The sequence below is a fragment of the Gilliamella sp. X-60 genome, assembly GCF_057063585.1.
This window is the reverse complement of sequence record NZ_JBXSQJ010000034.1, coordinates 1-17055: the sequence shown is the minus strand read 5'-3', so window position 1 is coordinate 17055 and position 17055 is coordinate 1. Positions and strand designations below refer to the sequence as shown.

The 17055-nt window shown below is 34.2% G+C and carries 21 protein-coding genes; 15 read left to right on the top strand and 6 right to left on the bottom strand.

Annotation, left to right across the window (positions count from 1 at the left end):
- Positions 1 to 117: transposase (locus tag ACYIAM_RS12690; protein ID WP_483747552.1), on the bottom strand; the 117-nt coding region annotated here is incomplete at its 3' end.
- 6 nt (positions 118 to 123) lie between these two features.
- Here ACYIAM_RS12690 and ACYIAM_RS12685 point away from each other — a divergent pair.
- The 8 genes from ACYIAM_RS12685 to ggt all read left to right on the top strand — a co-directional run bounded on the left by ACYIAM_RS12685 (position 124) and on the right by ggt (position 9347).
- Positions 124 to 564 (top strand): integrase core domain-containing protein, encoded by a 441-nt coding sequence (locus tag ACYIAM_RS12685; protein WP_483748517.1) that lies wholly within the window; start codon positions 124 to 126, stop codon positions 562 to 564.
- A 305-nt stretch (positions 565 to 869) separates the two neighbouring features.
- Positions 870 to 2306 carry a 6-phospho-beta-glucosidase gene (locus tag ACYIAM_RS12680; protein WP_483748514.1) on the top strand — a complete coding sequence of 479 codons (1437 nt, stop codon included), beginning with the start codon at positions 870 to 872 and terminating at the stop codon, positions 2304 to 2306.
- A gap of 27 nt (positions 2307 to 2333) precedes the next feature.
- Complete coding sequence (locus tag ACYIAM_RS12675) at positions 2334 to 2651, top strand: PTS cellobiose transporter subunit IIB (RefSeq protein ID WP_483748513.1); 318 nt, start codon at positions 2334 to 2336, stop codon at positions 2649 to 2651.
- 154 nt (positions 2652 to 2805) lie between these two features.
- A complete protein-coding gene (locus tag ACYIAM_RS12670; protein ID WP_483748512.1) occupies positions 2806 to 4806 on the top strand; it encodes a BglG family transcription antiterminator in 2001 nt (666 codons plus the stop codon).
- 14 nt (positions 4807 to 4820) lie between these two features.
- Positions 4821 to 5159, top strand: a complete 339-nt coding sequence (locus ACYIAM_RS12665; RefSeq protein WP_065639215.1) for a PTS cellobiose transporter subunit IIA — start codon at positions 4821 to 4823, stop codon at positions 5157 to 5159.
- 15 nt (positions 5160 to 5174) lie between these two features.
- Positions 5175 to 5660 (top strand): hypothetical protein, encoded by a 486-nt coding sequence (locus ACYIAM_RS12660; RefSeq protein ID WP_174796047.1) that lies wholly within the window; start codon positions 5175 to 5177, stop codon positions 5658 to 5660.
- 14 nt (positions 5661 to 5674) lie between these two features.
- A complete protein-coding gene (gene celB, locus ACYIAM_RS12655; RefSeq protein WP_174786445.1) occupies positions 5675 to 7024 on the top strand; it encodes a PTS cellobiose transporter subunit IIC in 1350 nt (449 codons plus the stop codon).
- Positions 7025 to 7643: 619 nt separating this feature from the next.
- Positions 7644 to 9347 carry a gamma-glutamyltransferase gene (gene ggt, locus ACYIAM_RS12650; protein ID WP_483748511.1) on the top strand — a complete coding sequence of 568 codons (1704 nt, stop codon included), beginning with the start codon at positions 7644 to 7646 and terminating at the stop codon, positions 9345 to 9347.
- Between the two features lie 130 nt (positions 9348 to 9477).
- On the opposite strand, the gene rplI is transcribed toward ggt, so the two are convergent.
- The 4 genes from rplI to rpsF are packed head-to-tail and all read right to left on the bottom strand — an operon-like array spanning position 9478 to position 10857.
- Positions 9478 to 9927 carry a 50S ribosomal protein L9 gene (rplI, locus tag ACYIAM_RS12645; protein ID WP_065639166.1) on the bottom strand — a complete coding sequence of 150 codons (450 nt, stop codon included), beginning with the start codon at positions 9925 to 9927 and terminating at the stop codon, positions 9478 to 9480.
- A 22-nt stretch (positions 9928 to 9949) separates the two neighbouring features.
- The gene (rpsR, locus tag ACYIAM_RS12640; protein WP_025314965.1) at positions 9950 to 10177 is read right to left on the bottom strand and encodes a 30S ribosomal protein S18; all 228 of its coding nucleotides are present in this window, start codon (positions 10175 to 10177) and stop codon (positions 9950 to 9952) included.
- Between the two features lie 4 nt (positions 10178 to 10181).
- Positions 10182 to 10487: a primosomal replication protein N gene (priB, locus tag ACYIAM_RS12635; protein WP_483748516.1), complete on the bottom strand. Its 306-nt coding sequence runs from the start codon at positions 10485 to 10487 to the stop codon at positions 10182 to 10184.
- Entirely contained in the window at positions 10474 to 10857 is a 384-nt protein-coding gene (gene rpsF, locus ACYIAM_RS12630) for a 30S ribosomal protein S6 (protein ID WP_065588737.1), read from the bottom strand. Before rpsF ends, priB begins: the two co-directional genes overlap by 14 nt.
- A gap of 479 nt (positions 10858 to 11336) precedes the next feature.
- Between rpsF and ACYIAM_RS12625 the strand changes: the two genes are divergently transcribed.
- The 7 genes from ACYIAM_RS12625 (at position 11337) to ACYIAM_RS12595 (ending at position 16933) form a co-directional block, all read left to right on the top strand.
- Positions 11337 to 11684, top strand: coding sequence for an HIT domain-containing protein (locus ACYIAM_RS12625; protein WP_483748510.1), 348 nt, complete (start codon positions 11337 to 11339; stop codon positions 11682 to 11684).
- A 7-nt stretch (positions 11685 to 11691) separates the two neighbouring features.
- On the top strand, positions 11692 to 12321 hold the full coding sequence (locus ACYIAM_RS12620) for a hypothetical protein (protein WP_483748509.1): 630 nt from the start codon (positions 11692 to 11694) through the stop codon (positions 12319 to 12321).
- On the top strand, positions 12322 to 13365 hold the full coding sequence (nagZ, locus tag ACYIAM_RS12615) for a beta-N-acetylhexosaminidase (RefSeq protein ID WP_174796054.1): 1044 nt from the start codon (positions 12322 to 12324) through the stop codon (positions 13363 to 13365).
- Positions 13346 to 14587, top strand: coding sequence for a sigma 54-interacting transcriptional regulator (locus ACYIAM_RS12610; protein ID WP_483748508.1), 1242 nt, complete (start codon positions 13346 to 13348; stop codon positions 14585 to 14587). The genes nagZ and ACYIAM_RS12610 overlap by 20 nt, the downstream gene beginning before the upstream one ends.
- A gap of 2 nt (positions 14588 to 14589) precedes the next feature.
- On the top strand, positions 14590 to 15621 hold the full coding sequence (gene rfbB / locus ACYIAM_RS12605; protein WP_483748507.1) for a dTDP-glucose 4,6-dehydratase: 1032 nt from the start codon (positions 14590 to 14592) through the stop codon (positions 15619 to 15621).
- Between the two features lie 3 nt (positions 15622 to 15624).
- Entirely contained in the window at positions 15625 to 16584 is a 960-nt protein-coding gene (locus ACYIAM_RS12600; RefSeq protein ID WP_483748506.1) for a glycosyltransferase, read from the top strand.
- Between the two features lie 157 nt (positions 16585 to 16741).
- Positions 16742 to 16933, top strand: coding sequence for a hypothetical protein (locus tag ACYIAM_RS12595; RefSeq protein ID WP_483748515.1), 192 nt, complete (start codon positions 16742 to 16744; stop codon positions 16931 to 16933).
- Positions 16934 to 16968: 35 nt separating this feature from the next.
- On the opposite strand, the gene ACYIAM_RS12590 is transcribed toward ACYIAM_RS12595, so the two are convergent.
- Complete coding sequence (locus ACYIAM_RS12590; RefSeq protein ID WP_141670356.1) at positions 16969 to 17049, bottom strand: integrase core domain-containing protein; 81 nt, start codon at positions 17047 to 17049, stop codon at positions 16969 to 16971.
- Positions 17050 to 17055: the final 6 nt, after the last annotated feature.

Below are 17055 nucleotides of genomic sequence, written 5' to 3'. Positions count from 1 at the left end.
CCATTTATAGAAAGTTGAATTACCCATGCCATATTTACGACAGAGCTCCTTGACAGGAATACCGGCTTCAGCTTCTTTTAAAATAGATACAATCTGATGTTCAGTCATTTTTTTCATAATTAAATCCCCTTTACTTTTATCATAGAGAATTTTCTACTTTTTTGCTGTACTATTTTAGGGGATAGTTACAATATTGCAGTAAGCTTACCGGCAGGGAGAATTATCCGTTATTTAGATAAACTGGCCGAATATCATGGGTATCCATTAAAAATACGGGTCGATAATGGGCCAGAATTTACAGGAAAAACCTTTATAAACTGGGCTAAATCCCATGATATAGCCATTGATTATATCCAGCCTGGTAGTCCTTATCAAAATGGCTATATTGAACGATTTAATCGTACCTATCGTACTGAAGTACTCGATTTATATCTTTTTAACAACTTAGCACAAGCAAGGAGAATAACCGAAGAATGGTTAACGATTTATAATACCGAAAGACCGCATGAGGCATTAAATAACATGACACCGCTCGAATATAAAACATTAAAACAGGCAGCTTAATTTTCTACGTAAGTTGTGTACTAAGTTTGGGGTATTTACATTTGTTCCCTCGAAATAGGCTGATGAGTTTGAAGAATTTATTTAAAATTTTGCTTTAACTATTTAAAATTTAAAATTATTTTTATCGTGTGTCGATAAAGTTCTAAATATCAAAAAAAGTAACTCACCTTACTAATATTAATTCATAACTTTCCTCCAAAATATACTTATATTTTTCCTGATCAATACGGAAAAAGTTGGTTAGTAATTCTATTTTTTTCCTTTTATACTAAAGTTGAATTCTCAATAAACACAGGTACTTGATTATGAATAATAAAGGTTTACCAAAAGATTTTTTATGGGGAGGTGCCGTTGCAGCTCATCAATTAGAAGGGGCTTGGCAAGTCGGTGGTAAAGGAGTGAGTGTCGCTGATGTGATGACGGTGGGTTCACCTAAAAGCTATCGAAAAATTACTGAAGGTGTGATTGAAGGTGAATATTACCCAAATCACGACGCTATTGATTTTTATCATCACTATAAAGATGACATTAAACTCTTTGCCGAAATGGGTTTTAAATGTTTTAGAACCTCTATTGCGTGGACGCGTATCTTTCCAAAAGGTGATGAACTTGCACCAAATGAAGAAGGATTAAAATTTTATGATGATCTTTTTGATGAATGCTTAAAATACAATATTGAGCCAGTTGTTACCCTTTCCCATTTTGAATTGCCTTATTATCTTGTTACTGAATATGGTGGCTTTCGCAATCGTAAATTAATTGATTTTTTTGTGCGTTTTGCCGAGGTCTGTTTTGATCGTTATAAAAATAAAGTCAAATATTGGATGACTTTCAACGAAATTAATAATCAGGCTAACTTTAATGAAGATTTTGCACCATTTACTAATTCAGGGATTTACTATAAAGCGGGCGATAATCGCGAGCAGATCATGTATCAAGCTGCACATTATGAATTAGTTGCCAGTGCTAAAGCGGTGCAAATTGGTCATGCCATTAACCCTGATTTTGAAATAGGTTGTATGTTAGCAATGATACCAATCTATCCAGAGACCAGTAAACCCGGTGATATTTTAATGGCACAAAAGGCGATGGAGCGTAAATACTTTTTTGCTGATGTGCATGTCCATGGTGAGTATCCAAACCACATTAAAAAATATTGGCAACGTAAAGATTTTCAACTTGATATCACCGATCAAGATCTTGAGATTTTGAAAAACGGCAGCGTTGATTACATTGGTTTTAGCTATTACATGTCAAACGCAATTAGGAAAAAAACTGGTAATGACAGCTATGAATATAATGAAAAAACCGATCTGATTGGTAATCAATATGTCAAGGTGTCTGATTGGGGATGGCAGATTGATCCCGAGGGATTACGTTATACGTTAAATTGGTTGACTGATATGTATAGGCTTCCATTATTTATTGTAGAAAATGGCTTTGGGGCTTATGACAAAGTAGAAGCCGATGGTTCGGTGCAAGATTTATATCGTATTGAATATTTACGTGATCACATAAAACAAATGAAGCTAGCTGTTGAAGAAGATGGTGTCGATTTGATGGGATATACCCCTTGGGGATGTATTGATCTTGTTTCAGCGGGGACTGGCGAAATGGAAAAACGTTATGGATTTATCTATGTTGATAAAGACAACAAAGGCAACGGCACACTAAAACGTAGTCGCAAAGCCTCATTTGCATGGTTTAAAAAAGTCATTGAGTCTAATGGTGAAGTTTTATAAAGCATATAACTATTTTTAGGAGAATTTATGAAAAAAACATTAATTATTTGTGCCGCAGGGATGTCATCATCATTAATGGCAAAAAAAGTGACAGAATATTTTGCTAGCAAAGATAAAGCGGTTTCGGTTGATGCGGTATCAGCAACTGAAGGGGCGAATATGATTAAAAATAGTGATTTTTCACTTTTTTTAATTAGTCCTCAAACGATGATGATGTTTGATAAATTGAAAAGTTTGGGCGATGAAGTGGGTAAACCTGTTGTCAGTATTCCTTTTCAGGCCTATATACCCATTCAATCGGGCATTGAACAATTAGCCAAGTTAATTGAGGATAATATCCAATAATTTCAATGAATTTTTGTTTTAGATATAGGTTTGGCGTTTGCCAAATGGCAGCGCCTTATTATCTGGCTGGGGCTGTGGCGTGATTACCTAACAAGTGAAAACCGTCACTATATTATTAACAATAGGGTTTTAGTTGGCACAGGTTTGGATAATTGTGATTAAAAATAAACAACGTAACCTTATTAGTTTATTGGTTCGTTCTAAAAACTTATTCAAAAGTAGTGCGTGGTTAGCAACTGAGCTATCATTATCAGATCGCACTGTTCGCACTTATCTTAATGATTTAAAACCATTGGTCGAAAGCCATGGTGGAGCTATCGTTAGTAAACAAGGTTATGGCTACCAACTACAAATTAAAGATAGAACTGCTTTCAATTTATTTCTAATTGAACATCATCTATTAGATCGCAATGAAGAACAAGCGAATTGTCGAGAAGCAACTCAAAGAAAACATCATATTCTTAATCTGTTATTGTTAGAATGTCAAAAAATTGATATAGAGGCATTATCAGAGCGATTATTTATTAGTTCTTCCCAACTCAATAAAGATATTTTAGAAATTAAGCATCAACTTAAACCGTATGGTCTGACAGTCAAAAAAAGTCAATCCTTGTTTTATGTTGAGGGCGAGGAAAAAGCAAAACGACATTTCATTTTGAGTTATTTTTTCCATGATGGATCGATTAATCTTTTGCAGCACCTAACGCATTTAAATAACTTTAGTGATGTCATTAGTTTTGATTCGTTAACCATTATTATTTTAGATGAATGCCGTGAGGCAAAAATAAAATTATCCGACGTGATGATGCAAAATATCGTGTTACATCTGTCATTAAGCATTAAACGCTTACAGTCAGGACTTTCTATTCAAAATCTTGATATGTCACAATCGACAAAAAATACTTTGGAATATCAAGTCGCTAAAAAGATTATCAATAGAATTGAAAAGGTAACAGGTTTTTGTTTTCCAAAAGAAGAACAAATGTATTTAACTTTACATTTAATGAGTAAATCAAATTTTTGCCAAAATGATTTTGATGCTGAGTTATATTCATCTTTGACTAATTTACTCATCAAGATAGAACAAGAAACGGGATATTTATTTTTAAATGATGAGCAATTGAAAAACGGCATTATCCAACACTTAAAACCGATGATTGTTCGCTTAAAGCAACACATTAAACTGAAAAATCCATTGCTTAATGAAATTAAAGCCAATTCTCCAGAATTGTTTGAGTTAGTTAAAAATTACCTGAGCCAGCTTCCTGAGCTTAAAAAATTTACTATTCATGATGATGAATGGGGCTATTTAACTTTGCACTTTTTAGCTTCGATTGAAAAACTGAAAAATGAACAAAAAGCCAAAGTATTAATTATTTGTGCAACAGGCCTTGGTAGTGCCCAACTACTAAAAAATCGCGTTGAATGTGAATTTAATGAAAGAATCAAAATTGTTGCCACACAAGGATATTATGAAATTGAGCCGAAGATATTAGAAAAGATTGATTTTATTATCTCGTCAGTGGATCTTTCATCAAAAGTATTTAAAGTTCCAGTTTTTCATGTTTCAGTATTTTTTACCGAAGATGATGTACAAAAAATTCGCCGTCATCTTTCGTCACCTAATATGCTTATTTCGACACATAAAGAGCCAATATTAACCTCAAGCTGTTTAGATCATGTTATTGATGCTTTGCAAATGGTAGATGATTTATCCGCTGATTATTTTTACCGATGTGAACAGCCGCAAAGTAAAGAACAAGTTTTAAATTGTTTACTTGATCTTTTAGCGCTAAATGAAACTAGCGATTATAAACAACAGATGATAAAGCAAATGGAAAACCGTATGCGATTAGGCGATATTTTCTTTAGCCCAACCATTGTGGTGCCACATCCAGCAATGCCTGTTGGAAAATTGCCTAAAATTGGCATTGCAATAATCCCTGATGGTGTATTTTGGGATGATAATTACCCACAAATCCGATTTATCTTTATGATTTCCCCCTCGATTTATCAAAATCCGACTCTTGCGATGATGACAAAAGCGATTGTTAACTTGATTGATGATTTAGAAATGCAATCAAAACTATTGAAAACACATAATTTTCACCAATTTAAACAACTTTTTATCCAACTTATTGAAAAAGGGGTATAGCAATGAATCAGGAAATGAGCTCAGAGGATATTCAACTTATCGCTTTTAATATTATTTTATATAGTGGTAATGCTAAAACTAAAATTCACGATGCTTTTAAGGCGATGAGACAAGCCGATTTTATTACCGCCAATCAATTGCTTGAAGAAGCAAATAAAGAGATCTTACAAGCACACCATTCACAAACACAATTACTGCAAAATTATGCAAATGGCACCAAAATCACGATGGAAATTATTATGGTGCATGCACAAGATCACTTAATGACAACCATGAGTTTTCGAGAAATGGCGATTGAAATGTTACACCTATATGAAAAACATCATGAGCTAGAAACAACATTAAAGGGCTAAATAAGGAGTGGCATAATGACACAAAAGCTAACAATGCATAAAAAAATCAGCCTAACCAATCTCTATTTTAATCGATTTTTAGCGATTCGCTATACCGTCGCATTTTTTTTATTTTTAAATCTTTATTGGGCAACCTTTTTAATGGGGTCATTGTCGATGGTAGCGATTTTACCGCTTGCTCTTTTTGTTTTAGGCATACTCACCACATGGGAACAAATTAAACTTTATCGAAATCACTGCAATAAATTGCCTTATGCAAGGTTATTTTATCGTGTCTTAGCGATAGTTTTTGTGACACTAATGATTACGCTCTATACCCCTTTGTATCACTTCTTTTTTCCATTTTTAAAACAGACGCCAGATGCTTTACATGTATTAATGGTGTTACTGACGGTAAGCCTAATCATTATCACCTTAATGCTTAGCAAGTTAAATAAAATTCAACATAATCAGGATTTGCATTTCAAAAGAATCCAAGCTTACGAAGAATTTATTAATTAGATGAGGAAAACAAAATGAATACGGGATTTGTTATTTTACAGAAATATCTGATGACGCCCATGGCGAAAATATCACAATTTAAAATTGTTCGAGCTGTAATGGCTGCGGGAATGGCGTCAGTACCTTTTTCTATTGTTGGCTCCATGTTTTTAGTATTCAACACGTTACCAATGACATTTACGGGATTAGAAGGCTTTTTTGAAAATACTTTTTTTAGAGTGAGTGATCTTTATATGATTGCTAATACGGCAACAATCGGTATTTTAGCCCTCTATTTTAACTTTGTTGTTGGTTATGAACTGACTAAGATCGAAGCGGAAGAAACGGGTCTTAAAGTTAATGCTCTTAATGGGGCGATGTTATCCGTTTTTGCCTTTTTCATGACATTGCCTGAACTGATTATGCAAAATGGTGTGATTACCTTACTCAATGATCAAAGTAATTTAGTCTTTAATGGTCTACGTTTAAAACCCTTTGTCTTTAGGTTGGGGACATCCGGTATATTTATTGCAATAGTTATGGCTATTGTGGCGACTCATCTTTATTTTTTATGCGTCAGGCGTAACTGGGTTGTGAAAATGCCAGAAACAGTTCCACTTGGTGTTTCACGTTCCTTTACTGCACTGATCCCAACTTTTGTGATTGCTTTTTTTGTGATCGTTCTTAATGGTATTTTGATCTATTTTGGTACTGATATTTTTAATATCATTGCTGTACCATTTGCCTTTGTAACCAATCTCACCAAAAGTTGGTTGGGTATTATGGTTATCCTATTTTTAATCCATGCATTATGGGTGGTTGGGATTCATGGTGCGAGTATTATTGGGGCATTTATTACCCCGATTATGTTAACTAATATGACTGAAAATACGGCGGGAGCACATATTCCTTTTGCAGGTGAATTTAATAATTCACTTGTGATTTTAGGGGGATCAGGTTCTACCTTATTAATGACATTCTTTATTGCGTTTTTTGCTAAGTCTAGCCAACTAAAAATCTTAGGGCGAGCATCTGTAGTGCCAGCAATATTTAATATTAACGAACCGGTTATTTTTGGTATGCCGATTGTATACAATCCTTATTTAGCACTGCCTTTTTTCTTAGCGCCCATGGCGTGTGGAACATTAGGTTATTTGGCTATTAATACCGGTTTTATTCACCCTATCATCGCATTAATTCCATGGCCATCGCCAATGGGATTAGGGGCATTTATTAGCACTGGCGGTGATTTTAAAGCGGCTATTGTTGCCATATTTTCAGCTATTTTAGCTTTGCTAATTTATATTCCTTTTGTCAAATTATATGACAATAAATTGTATAAAGATGAGCAAGGTAAATCAGAAAGTCAAATTCAAACAGCTTAGTTTTTTATGTTTTAGATAAGAGCGTATACCTTTAATTAAATGGGGTACGCTCTTTTTCATTTATAATCATAAAGATCAATTGCGCCTATTTTCTATAAGGATCAAGCAATCATTTCGACTAAATTTACTACCTTTTTATACTTAAACGTAGTGTTTCCTGAAACTTTTTTACAAAAATCAGCTTTATTTAAACGGATTATGTTTTTTAAGGCTAATTATGTTAAGAAAATACATCATCCTTGACACCTCTTAATAACATTTTCCAGCAAAGTTTAATTATTTGTTACCTATGTTCAACAAAGAAGATAGATAGGCTACTCTATGTAGATGAGTTTTATTATCATCGATTGCATTGCATATTAAATTATCAGCCTCTATTGAGTAAAGCTAACTGATCATCTTATTTTTGGTCTTAGCAATTATTGATACTCCATGCAGATGACACGTTAGGGTAAACCATTGCATTGTGGCTATCTGATCAATATTTGCTCAACATTTTTATTTTCTATGCTATATTGATGATTCCCCTTAACCGATTGTTACATGATTTATTAATGTGATTCATGTATTTTGCTGTTAAGTGGGTACGATAAATAATACTTTAATTAGGAGGTGCAAAATGTTTTATCTTAAACGTAAGTTGATAAAGTATTGCTACTTTATTGTATTTTTACTGATAAGCCAACAAGTACTTGCTGTTGAAAACGTAACACAAAAATTAGAAGCTGGCGCAGTTGCTTCGCCCGATTCTTATGGTGCCATTGCTGCACAAGAAATTTTAAAAAAAGGTGGAAATGCAGCTGATGCTGCTGTGGCTACCGCCTTTGCTCTTGCTGTTACTTATCCTGAAGCGGGTAACATTGGTGGGGGTGGTTTTATGACCCTTTTGATGGATGGTAAGCCTTATTTTATTGATTATCGTGAAGTTGCACCAAGCAAAGCTGATAAAGATATGTATCTTGATGATCATAAAAATGTGATCCCTAATTTAAGTTTATATTCTTACAAAGCATCGGGAGTACCGGGAACCGTTGCCGGTATGTGGGCGGTGCATCAACGTTTTGGTAAATTATCTTGGAAAGAGGTAATGGCACCAGCTATTCGATTTGCTAATGAAGGGTTTACCGTAGATAAACAGTTAGTTAAACGTTATCAAGAAGCAGCCGAGCTTGCACCTACTAATGGTCACTTTAAGCAATACTTTGGTGCTATGCAAGCTGAAAAGGTGTTTAAACAGCCCGAACTTGGTAAAGTATTAGAGCGTATTGCAAACCAAGGTAGTGACGGATTTTATAAAGGCGAAACGGCTAAATTAATTGCACAACAGATGGAAAAAAATGACGGTTTAATTACTGAAAACGATTTGGCCAATTATCAGGCTAAATGGCGAGCTCCGTTAGTTGCTAACTGGCAAGATATGCAGATTGTTACCGCTCCTCCGCCAAGTTCAGGTGGCGTTGGTTTAATTCAACTTTTATTAATGAAACAAGATCTCGCGAATGATTTCAAAGATGTAAAAGTGAATTCACCACAATATATTCACTTATTAGCAGAAATAGAAAAACGTGTTTTTGCCGATCGAGCCGAATATATGGGAGATCCTGATTTTATCTCTGTACCTGTCACTGAATTGATTGATACTAATTATTTAGCGCAAAGAGCTAAGCAAGTTAATCCAAAAGCTATTTCGATTACTGAACAAGTTAAACCTGGTTTAGATACTAATCGCGAAAAATTACAGACAACGCATTTTTCTATTGTGGATAAATGGGGTAATGCGGCATCGAATACTTATACGCTTAATGGCTGGTTTGGATCAGCGGTTGTAATAGAAGGCACAGGTATTATACTCAATAATGAAATGGATGATTTTAGTAGTAAACCAGGTGTTGCTAATCAGTTTGGTGTTGTGAGCAAAGATGCTAATGCAATTGAGCCAAATAAACGCCCTTTATCTTCTATGACGCCAAGTATATTTATTAAAAATAATGATGTTGCAATGGTTATTGGTACACCGGGCGGTTCAAGGATTTTTACTTCAATTTTCCAAGTGGTGACGAATGTCTTTGATAACCATATGTCATTAAAAGCAGCAATAGATGCTCCGCGTTATCATCATCAATTATTACCAACTAATCTTATCTTTATTGAGCGTTTTCAAAATAGAGTACCAGAAGATTTAAAAGCTCAACTCAAACAGATGGGGTATCAGTTTAAGCAGCAAGATTTTAGCGGTGATATTCAAGCCATAAAAATCACTGACAATAAACCCGAAGCGGTGTCAGATATTCGGGGTAGAGGAAAATCAATTATTGTTAGATAGTTGCTTTTTAATAGCATCTAGTGATGTGCAATAACTCAATGAATTTTTATTTGGCTTGTTATTGTACCGAAAATAGATAATAAAAAAACCCGTTTTATTAACGGGTTTTTTTATTTGTATTGAGTGATAATTATTCAGAAATAATTTCAACAATAACTTTAGCAAAAGCTTCGCTGTGTACTTGGAAGAACACTTCGTGTTCGCCAGTAGTACGCAGTACACCATTTGGCAGGCGAACTTCGCTTTTTGATACTTGAATACCACGAGCTTTAACTGCATCTGCGATATCACGAGTACCGATTGAACCGAATAATTTGCCTTCATCACCAGCTTTAGAAGTGATAGTGACTTTACCAAGTGCATTAATTTCAGCAACGCGTTGTTCAGCGGCTTTTAATGTCTCAGCAAGTTTTGCTTCTAATTCAGCACGACGAGCTTCAAAAAATTCGATATTCTTTTTAGTCGCTGCTACTGCTTTACCTTGTGGAATCAAAAAGTTACGCGCATAACCCGCTTTAACATTAACTTGATCACCTAAGCTGCCTAAATTAGCAACTTTATCGAGTAGAATAATTTGCATTATATGTTCCCTCTGTTGCTAATTACTGATGGTTGTCAGTGTATGGTAATAATGCCAAGTAACGAGCGCGTTTGATAGCGCGAGCTAATTGACGTTGATATTTTGCACTTGTACCAGTAATACGGCTTGGTACAATTTTACCACTTTCTGTGATATAGCTTTTTAATAAAGAAACATCTTTATAATCAATTTCTTTAACGCCTTCTGCAGTAAAACGGCAGAATTTGCGACGACGGAAATAACGTGCCATTTGGCTATTCTCCTAATAGTTTAATTTGGTCAGCATGTAAAACAAGTTGGCTTGTTTGATTACGTTTAGTGTGGGTACTTATAAATCCACCAACTAAAACTCTACTGCCTTTTTTTACGTAACTTAACTCTTGTTGTCCACTAGCAATTACAGGCATGATGCACCATGCTTGCCTTGTGAGTTCTGCTTCAATCTGCTCAGAAACATGTTCTAAATAAAATTGACAATGCGAAATCCCACTTGGACTGATTTTTCGTATCGGTGTTTTTTTTACAATACCCGATAACACTAAACGATTATTCGTCGGAATCATCGTCCATGTTTGCTTCGTTAAAATCTTCTTCAGAGCTACGACGCTCATCTTTCGCTTTTAACATAGGTGAAGTTTCAGTTACAGCGTGTTTGGTGCGCATAATTAAACTGCGAATTACTGCATCATTGAAACGGAAGTTATCTTCAAGCTCATTAACAGCTTCTTGAGTTGCTTCAACATTCATTAACACATAGTGTGCTTTGTGCAGTTTTTCGATAGGATAGGCTAATTGACGACGACCCCAATCTTCTAGACGATGGATTTTGCCACCATCAGTGGTTAACGTACCAGTATAACGTTCAATCATACTTGGCACTTGTTCACTTTGGTCTGGGTGAACCATAAATACTATTTCGTAATGACGCATTATCGCTCCCTACGGATTAATCAGCTTTCTGTCGGGGCAACCGCAACCCATTGAAAGCAAGGAACATGAAAATAGGCGGTTGAAATCGACGGGGCATTATATCTCAACTTATCATATTTGACAAATGAATATAATAAGTTGATTTGAGGACTTGTTTTACTTTTTTATGAAGGAAACTTCTGTTTTATCTTAGTTTTTAACAGAAGATATAGCTTCATATTATATCTGAAACGTAAAATATAAAAGATGAATATAATCAGTTGTATACCTGAGTGTTTTTAAGGTGTTGGTTAACTATTTTACAAACTATGCATATCATTTAAATAATAAATAAAATTTACACAGTTTTGGACGTTTTTTATATAAAAATGTATTTTAAATATGTAACGATTTCTATACATTTTTGCTATTAAAATGTGTTATGCTTGTCAGTATATATCAATTTTACGCATAGACGTTTGTATAAAAGGAGAAGTTTGATGGCTCAGGAAACTATTTTTAGCAAAATTATTCGAAGAGAAATCCCTGCCGATATCGTTTTTCAAGATGACAAAGTGACCGCATTTCGAGATATTTCTCCTCAAGCGCCAACACATATTTTAATTATTCCTAACAAACTTATTCCAACCATAAATGAGATCACTGAACAAGACGAAATGTTATTAGGGCATATGATGATTGTCGCAGCTAAAATTGCAAAACAAGAAGGCATTGATGAAAGCGGATATCGTTTAATCATGAATTGTAATAAAGATGCAGGGCAAGAAGTCTTTCATATTCATATGCATTTATTAGGTGGCAAAAACTTAGGTCGATTAGTAGGTTAACTATTATATGAAACAGATAAAACGTCTATTTGTTATTAGTGCAATGACTTGTGTATTAGCGGGTTGTCATCTTATTAGTCATACCCAAAAAGTTGAAGTAAAACCACCCGTTGATGTCACTGAACCAGATGATACTGGAGTGATTGAAACACCTCCTCAGATCGTTAAACAAACTGATTGGAACACTATATTATCACCATTTGTAAATAAAATATTACACGTGTCACTTTCAAATAATGACAATAAAATTATTTTAATTAGTGACATTCAAAATCGTAGTGGTGATTATCTTGTAACAAATCAAATTGATGACGCATTACATCAATTGATGAATAAACAAAATATGTTTACAGTTGTCAATAAGCAGTCAACCAACGAAGCTAAACAAGCGTTAGGTATTTCGGCTGATGATAAGTTTGTGTCACGTGGTAAGATGATAGGGCTAGCTAAATCAATCAATGCTGGATATGTGCTATTTACAACTATATATAAAGCACCAACTGATAGTAATGATGCTAACCTTTCAGTCGAATTGCTATCAACACAAAACGGAGAAATCTTAACAAGAGTAACATCGAAAGACTTCTCTTCACAACTAAATACCAATAAAGATAATGTTTCAGAGGCACATGAATAAATGGGACCATTATTGATTGATGTCGAAGGCACTTCATTAACCGATGAAGATAAAGTGCTTTTGAAACATCCACTAGTTGCAGGAGTGATTTTATTTAGTCGTAATTATCAAGATCAAGCTCAATTAATGGCATTGATAAAACAGATTCGAGCGGCTTCTTCACAGCGTTTATTAATTTCGGTCGATCATGAAGGTGGGCGTGTTCAACGCTTTAGGCATGGTTTTACAACGATTCCTCCTGCACAATCTTTTGCGGTGCTTAATAATCTAGAGCAAGCTAAGTCATTAGCTTTTGATGCTGGTTGGGTACTTGCTATGGAACTCATCGCCTTTGATATCGATCTTAGCTATGCACCTGTTTTAGATTTAGGTCATGACTGCTTAGCTATTGGTACTCGTTCGTTTCATCAAGATGCTAATATCGCTTATCAAGTTGCTTCTGCTATGATTGATGGTATGCATGCAGCAGGTATGAAAACAACGGGCAAACATTTTCCGGGACATGGTCATGTAATTGCTGACTCGCATAAAGAAACACCCATTGATGATCGTGAAAAATCGTTGATTGAACATGATATGCAAATATTTGCTAAGCTTATTGCTGATAAAAAACTCGATGCGATTATGCCAGCACATGTTATTTATCCTGCTTTTAATAATAAACCAGCTAGTGGTTCATCGTATTGGCTTAAAACAGTACTTCGCGAGCAATTGCATTTTGATGGTGTCATCTTTTCTGATGATTTATCAATGGAAGGTGCTTCAATAATGGGCAATTATGCCGAGCGAGCGCAAGCGGCATTATCCGCAGGCTGTGATCTGCTTTTAGCTTGTAATAACCGGCAAGGGACGTTAGCTATTTTAGATCAATTAACAGCGTTAGATAAGGTTCATCCTTTAACATCAGATAAAGCAAAACGTTTACTAACCAATACAAAAATGACCTATTCAGAATTAACGAAAAGCTGTGAGTGGCAACATCGACGTGATAATTTAGTAAAACTTAGTGAAAAGTGGGCAAACTATGCAAGTTGCAATCATTGAAATTGATAATAACCAACTTCTGGTTGCGTATAATGATGTCGCTAAGGCGTTATTTTCTGATTATGTTTTAGTATTAAATCAACCATTTGATTATCAAAAGATCTTCAATCTTGATAATACAATCAATATAGATGAACAAGATAATACAATCATTGTTTTAAACTCTCAGCATTTTTTATTGCAAAGAGTGATAGGATCGTCTAAAACCCTATTTATTTTACAATCAATTGATTATCTCAAAAAACGATTATCAAAAATCAAAGTAGTGGGGGAGCATGCTTTTGATATTTTTGCTACCCAAAGTTTGGTTATGCAAAAGCTCATTGCTCAAGCTAAAGCTTTTTCTATGCAACGCGAACCATTATTAATATCTGGTGAAACTGGCACAGGTAAAGATTTATTGGCTAATGCTTGCCATCAATATAGCTCTCGCGGTGATCAGACCTTTCTAGCATTAAACTGTGCAGCCATGCCCGATGAAGTGGTCGAAAGTGAATTATATGGACATGCAGCAGGTGCCTACCCTGGAGCAATTGAGAGCAAAAAAGGCTTTTTTGAGCAAGCCAATGGTGGTTCAGTGTTGCTTGATGGCATTGATGAGATGTCTTTTCAAATGCAAACCAAATTACTTCGTTTTATTAATGATGGTTATTTTCGTCGTGTGGGCGATGATAATGAAGTCTATGTTGATGTAAGAATTATTTGCGCTACAAAAGTCGATTTAGCCGAGTTGGTCGAACAAGGTAAATTTAGAAAAGATCTTTATTACAGACTCAACGTGCTATCGCTTAATTTACCCTCTTTGCAAGAACGTAAAGAGGATATTGCACTACTCACTGACATTTTTGTTAATGAGTTTGCCAATAAACAAGGCATTACACCGCCAAGGATTGATAATAATGTGATTGATTATTTGAGCGGTTACTCATGGCCCGGGAATGTAAGACAACTAAAAAATATCCTCTATTCAGCATTAGCGCAATTAACCTCGCCGATATTAACTGTCAAAGATGTTATGTTACCAACTTCAACCACATCGCAATTATCATGGGTGAGCAATATTGAAAATAAAACCCTTGATGAAATGACAAAACAATTTGAGAAAGAAATCTTATTAAAATTATATGGCCAATTCCCAAGTTCAAGAAAGCTAGCGAAAAGACTTGGTGTATCGCATACGGCCATTGCGAATAAATTGCGGGAATATGGGATAGGACGGTAGGTTTGTTTAATAACGCTAAAAAGATTTTAATAACAGGTGGCGCCGGATTTATTGGATCTGCCGTTGTTCGATATACTATCGAACATACTCAACATTATGTCATTAATATTGATAAATTAACTTACGCAGCAAATTTGCAATCACTTGCAATGGTTTCTAATAATAGTAGATATTTTTTTGAAAAGATGGATATTTGTAATCGGTTAGGATTGGATCGTGTTTTTCGACAATATCAACCTTGTGTTGTTATTCATCTAGCTGCCGAAAGTCATGTGGATAGTTCAATATCGAATCCAAATGCTTTTATCGAAAGTAATATTGTTGGAACTTTTACACTTTTAGAAGCTTCTCGAAATTATTGGAGCAATTTACCTAAAAAAGAGAAAGAAAAATTCCGTTTTATTCACGTGTCAACCGATGAAGTTTATGGTGATTTAGGCAGTACAGAATTATGCTTTACAGAGGTAACACCCTATTCACCAAGTAGTCCTTATTCCGCCTCTAAAGCATCAAGCGATCATTTAGTTAAAGCATGGCATCGCACATATGGATTGCCAACCATTATAACCCATAGTACCAACAATTATGGGCCTTTTCAGCATATTGAAAAATTGATTCCATCTGTAATTTCTAATGGACTCGCAGGTAAACCCATACCCGTTTATGGCAATGGTTCGCAAATACGTGATTGGATTTATGTAGAAGATAATGCTAAAGCTCTCTATTCTGTTTTAATAAACGGTAAAGTTGGTGAAACTTATAATATTGGTGCAAATAACGAGTATACGAACTTAGATACGGTACAAATTATTTGCTCAATGATGGATGAACTTATTCCAAAACACTTGAATGGAATCAAACGATATCAAGATTTAATTCAATTTATATCTGATAGACCAGGGCATGATTATCGATATGCTATTGATTCATCCAAAATACAAAAACAGTTAGGTTGGAAGCCACAAGAAAAGTTGGAAAGTGGATTGCGGAAAACCATTTTATGGTATTTAAATAATTTAGGAAATCAAGGATAATTTATGTTACCCAATGTATCGATTGTCGTGCCAGTCTATAATGTAGAAAAATATTTACGACAATGCTTAGACAGTATTATTAATCAAACATTAACCAGTATAGAAATCATATGTGTAAATGACGGTTCTACCGATAATTCACTTGCTATTTTACAAGAATATGCGGGTAAAGATTCGAGAATTCGTATTATTGATAAGTTAAATAGTGGTTATGGCCATTCAATGAATATCGGTCTTCAACAATGCGTTGGTGAATATATCGGTATTGTTGAATCTGATGATTTTGCTAAGCCTGATATGTTTGAATCGTTATATAAAGTAGCTGTTGAAAATGATTTAGATATTGCAAGATGTCATTTTTTTACATTTATGCAAAAAGATAGCTCAATTAAGAAAGTTGATTCATATCAAATGGAAAGCAGTGTTTTAATTAATCCACAAAATGATTTATCTCCATTTTTACAATGGCCGTCAGTGTGGGCTAATATTTATAAGCGAACATTTATTCAGAAAAATAATCTGAAATTTTTAGAAACACCCGGTGCATCATATCAAGATACAGCATTTAGTTTTAAAGTTTATGCCTGCGCAACACGAATGATGCTTATTGACGCTCCATTAATTTATTATCGAATACATGATCAGTCGTCAATAAAAAGTAAAGATAAGGTATTTTGTATTTGTGATGAATTTAATGAAATAATGACATTTTGCAAAGATAAACTGTTATATGAAAAATTTAAGTATCTAATTTGCTATCTTCAATATAAAAGCTATAAATGGAATTATAATCGATTAGAAATGCCTTATAGATATTTGTTTCTTTTGCATTGGTCAAAAGAAATACGAAAAAATAGTCAGGTTTACTCAAAAAAGAATTCTTTTTTTATTTTTAATGATCTTAAAAAAATAGGGATTATTAAATTGTTACCGTTGTTATACAAAAAAAGAAGAAAACTATAGATTAAATCGATTTTTCTTGAAATGTTATTAAGAATTAAATCGTAGGAAATATCATATTAAACACAACGTTAAAATTAATGTAAGATATGTATAGAATGTGTTTTTACATATGGATGTATTTTGAAAAGGAATTATTCTCTTGATTTTTCGTGGTGTAATGGCTTTTTGTGTAGCTGTCGGTCATTATTTATACTGGAATGGTAATTTTTCACTCCCTTTATCATTTATACTTGCAGTTGATTATTTTTTTATCTTAAGTGGCTTTGTGTTAACTTTTTCCATTCTAAATAAAAAAGAATTTAATTCGTTTAGTTTTTCCAAATCGCGATTTTTAAGATTATTTCTGTAAATACCCCAAACCTAGTACACAACTCACGTAGAAAATCATGCTGCTTGTTTTAGTGTTTTATACTCAATCGGTGTCATGTTATTTAACGCCTCATGCGGTCTTTCGGTATTATAAATCGTTAA

Excerpts from the sequence above, each read along its gene's own strand:
- ACYIAM_RS12680 (WP_483748514.1), top strand. The coding sequence starts at position 870 with ATGAATAATAAAGGTTTACCAAAAGATTTTTTATGGGGAGGTGCCGTT.
- ACYIAM_RS12675 (WP_483748513.1), top strand. The coding sequence starts at position 2,334 with ATGAAAAAAACATTAATTATTTGTGCCGCAGGGATGTCATCATCATTA.
- ACYIAM_RS12665 (WP_065639215.1), top strand. The coding sequence starts at position 4,821 with ATGAGCTCAGAGGATATTCAACTTATCGCTTTTAATATTATTTTATAT.
- ACYIAM_RS12660 (WP_174796047.1), top strand. The coding sequence starts at position 5,175 with ATGACACAAAAGCTAACAATGCATAAAAAAATCAGCCTAACCAATCTC.
- celB (WP_174786445.1), top strand. The coding sequence starts at position 5,675 with ATGAATACGGGATTTGTTATTTTACAGAAATATCTGATGACGCCCATG.
- ggt (WP_483748511.1), top strand. The coding sequence starts at position 7,644 with ATGTTTTATCTTAAACGTAAGTTGATAAAGTATTGCTACTTTATTGTA.
- rplI (WP_065639166.1), bottom strand. The coding sequence starts at position 9,927 with ATGCAAATTATTCTACTCGATAAAGTTGCTAATTTAGGCAGCTTAGGT.
- rpsR (WP_025314965.1), bottom strand. The coding sequence starts at position 10,177 with ATGGCACGTTATTTCCGTCGTCGCAAATTCTGCCGTTTTACTGCAGAA.
- rpsF (WP_065588737.1), bottom strand. The coding sequence starts at position 10,857 with ATGCGTCATTACGAAATAGTATTTATGGTTCACCCAGACCAAAGTGAA.
- ACYIAM_RS12625 (WP_483748510.1), top strand. The coding sequence starts at position 11,337 with ATGGCTCAGGAAACTATTTTTAGCAAAATTATTCGAAGAGAAATCCCT.
- ACYIAM_RS12620 (WP_483748509.1), top strand. The coding sequence starts at position 11,692 with ATGAAACAGATAAAACGTCTATTTGTTATTAGTGCAATGACTTGTGTA.
- nagZ (WP_174796054.1), top strand. The coding sequence starts at position 12,322 with ATGGGACCATTATTGATTGATGTCGAAGGCACTTCATTAACCGATGAA.
- ACYIAM_RS12610 (WP_483748508.1), top strand. The coding sequence starts at position 13,346 with ATGCAAGTTGCAATCATTGAAATTGATAATAACCAACTTCTGGTTGCG.
- ACYIAM_RS12600 (WP_483748506.1), top strand. The coding sequence starts at position 15,625 with ATGTTACCCAATGTATCGATTGTCGTGCCAGTCTATAATGTAGAAAAA.
- ACYIAM_RS12595 (WP_483748515.1), top strand. The coding sequence starts at position 16,742 with ATGGCTTTTTGTGTAGCTGTCGGTCATTATTTATACTGGAATGGTAAT.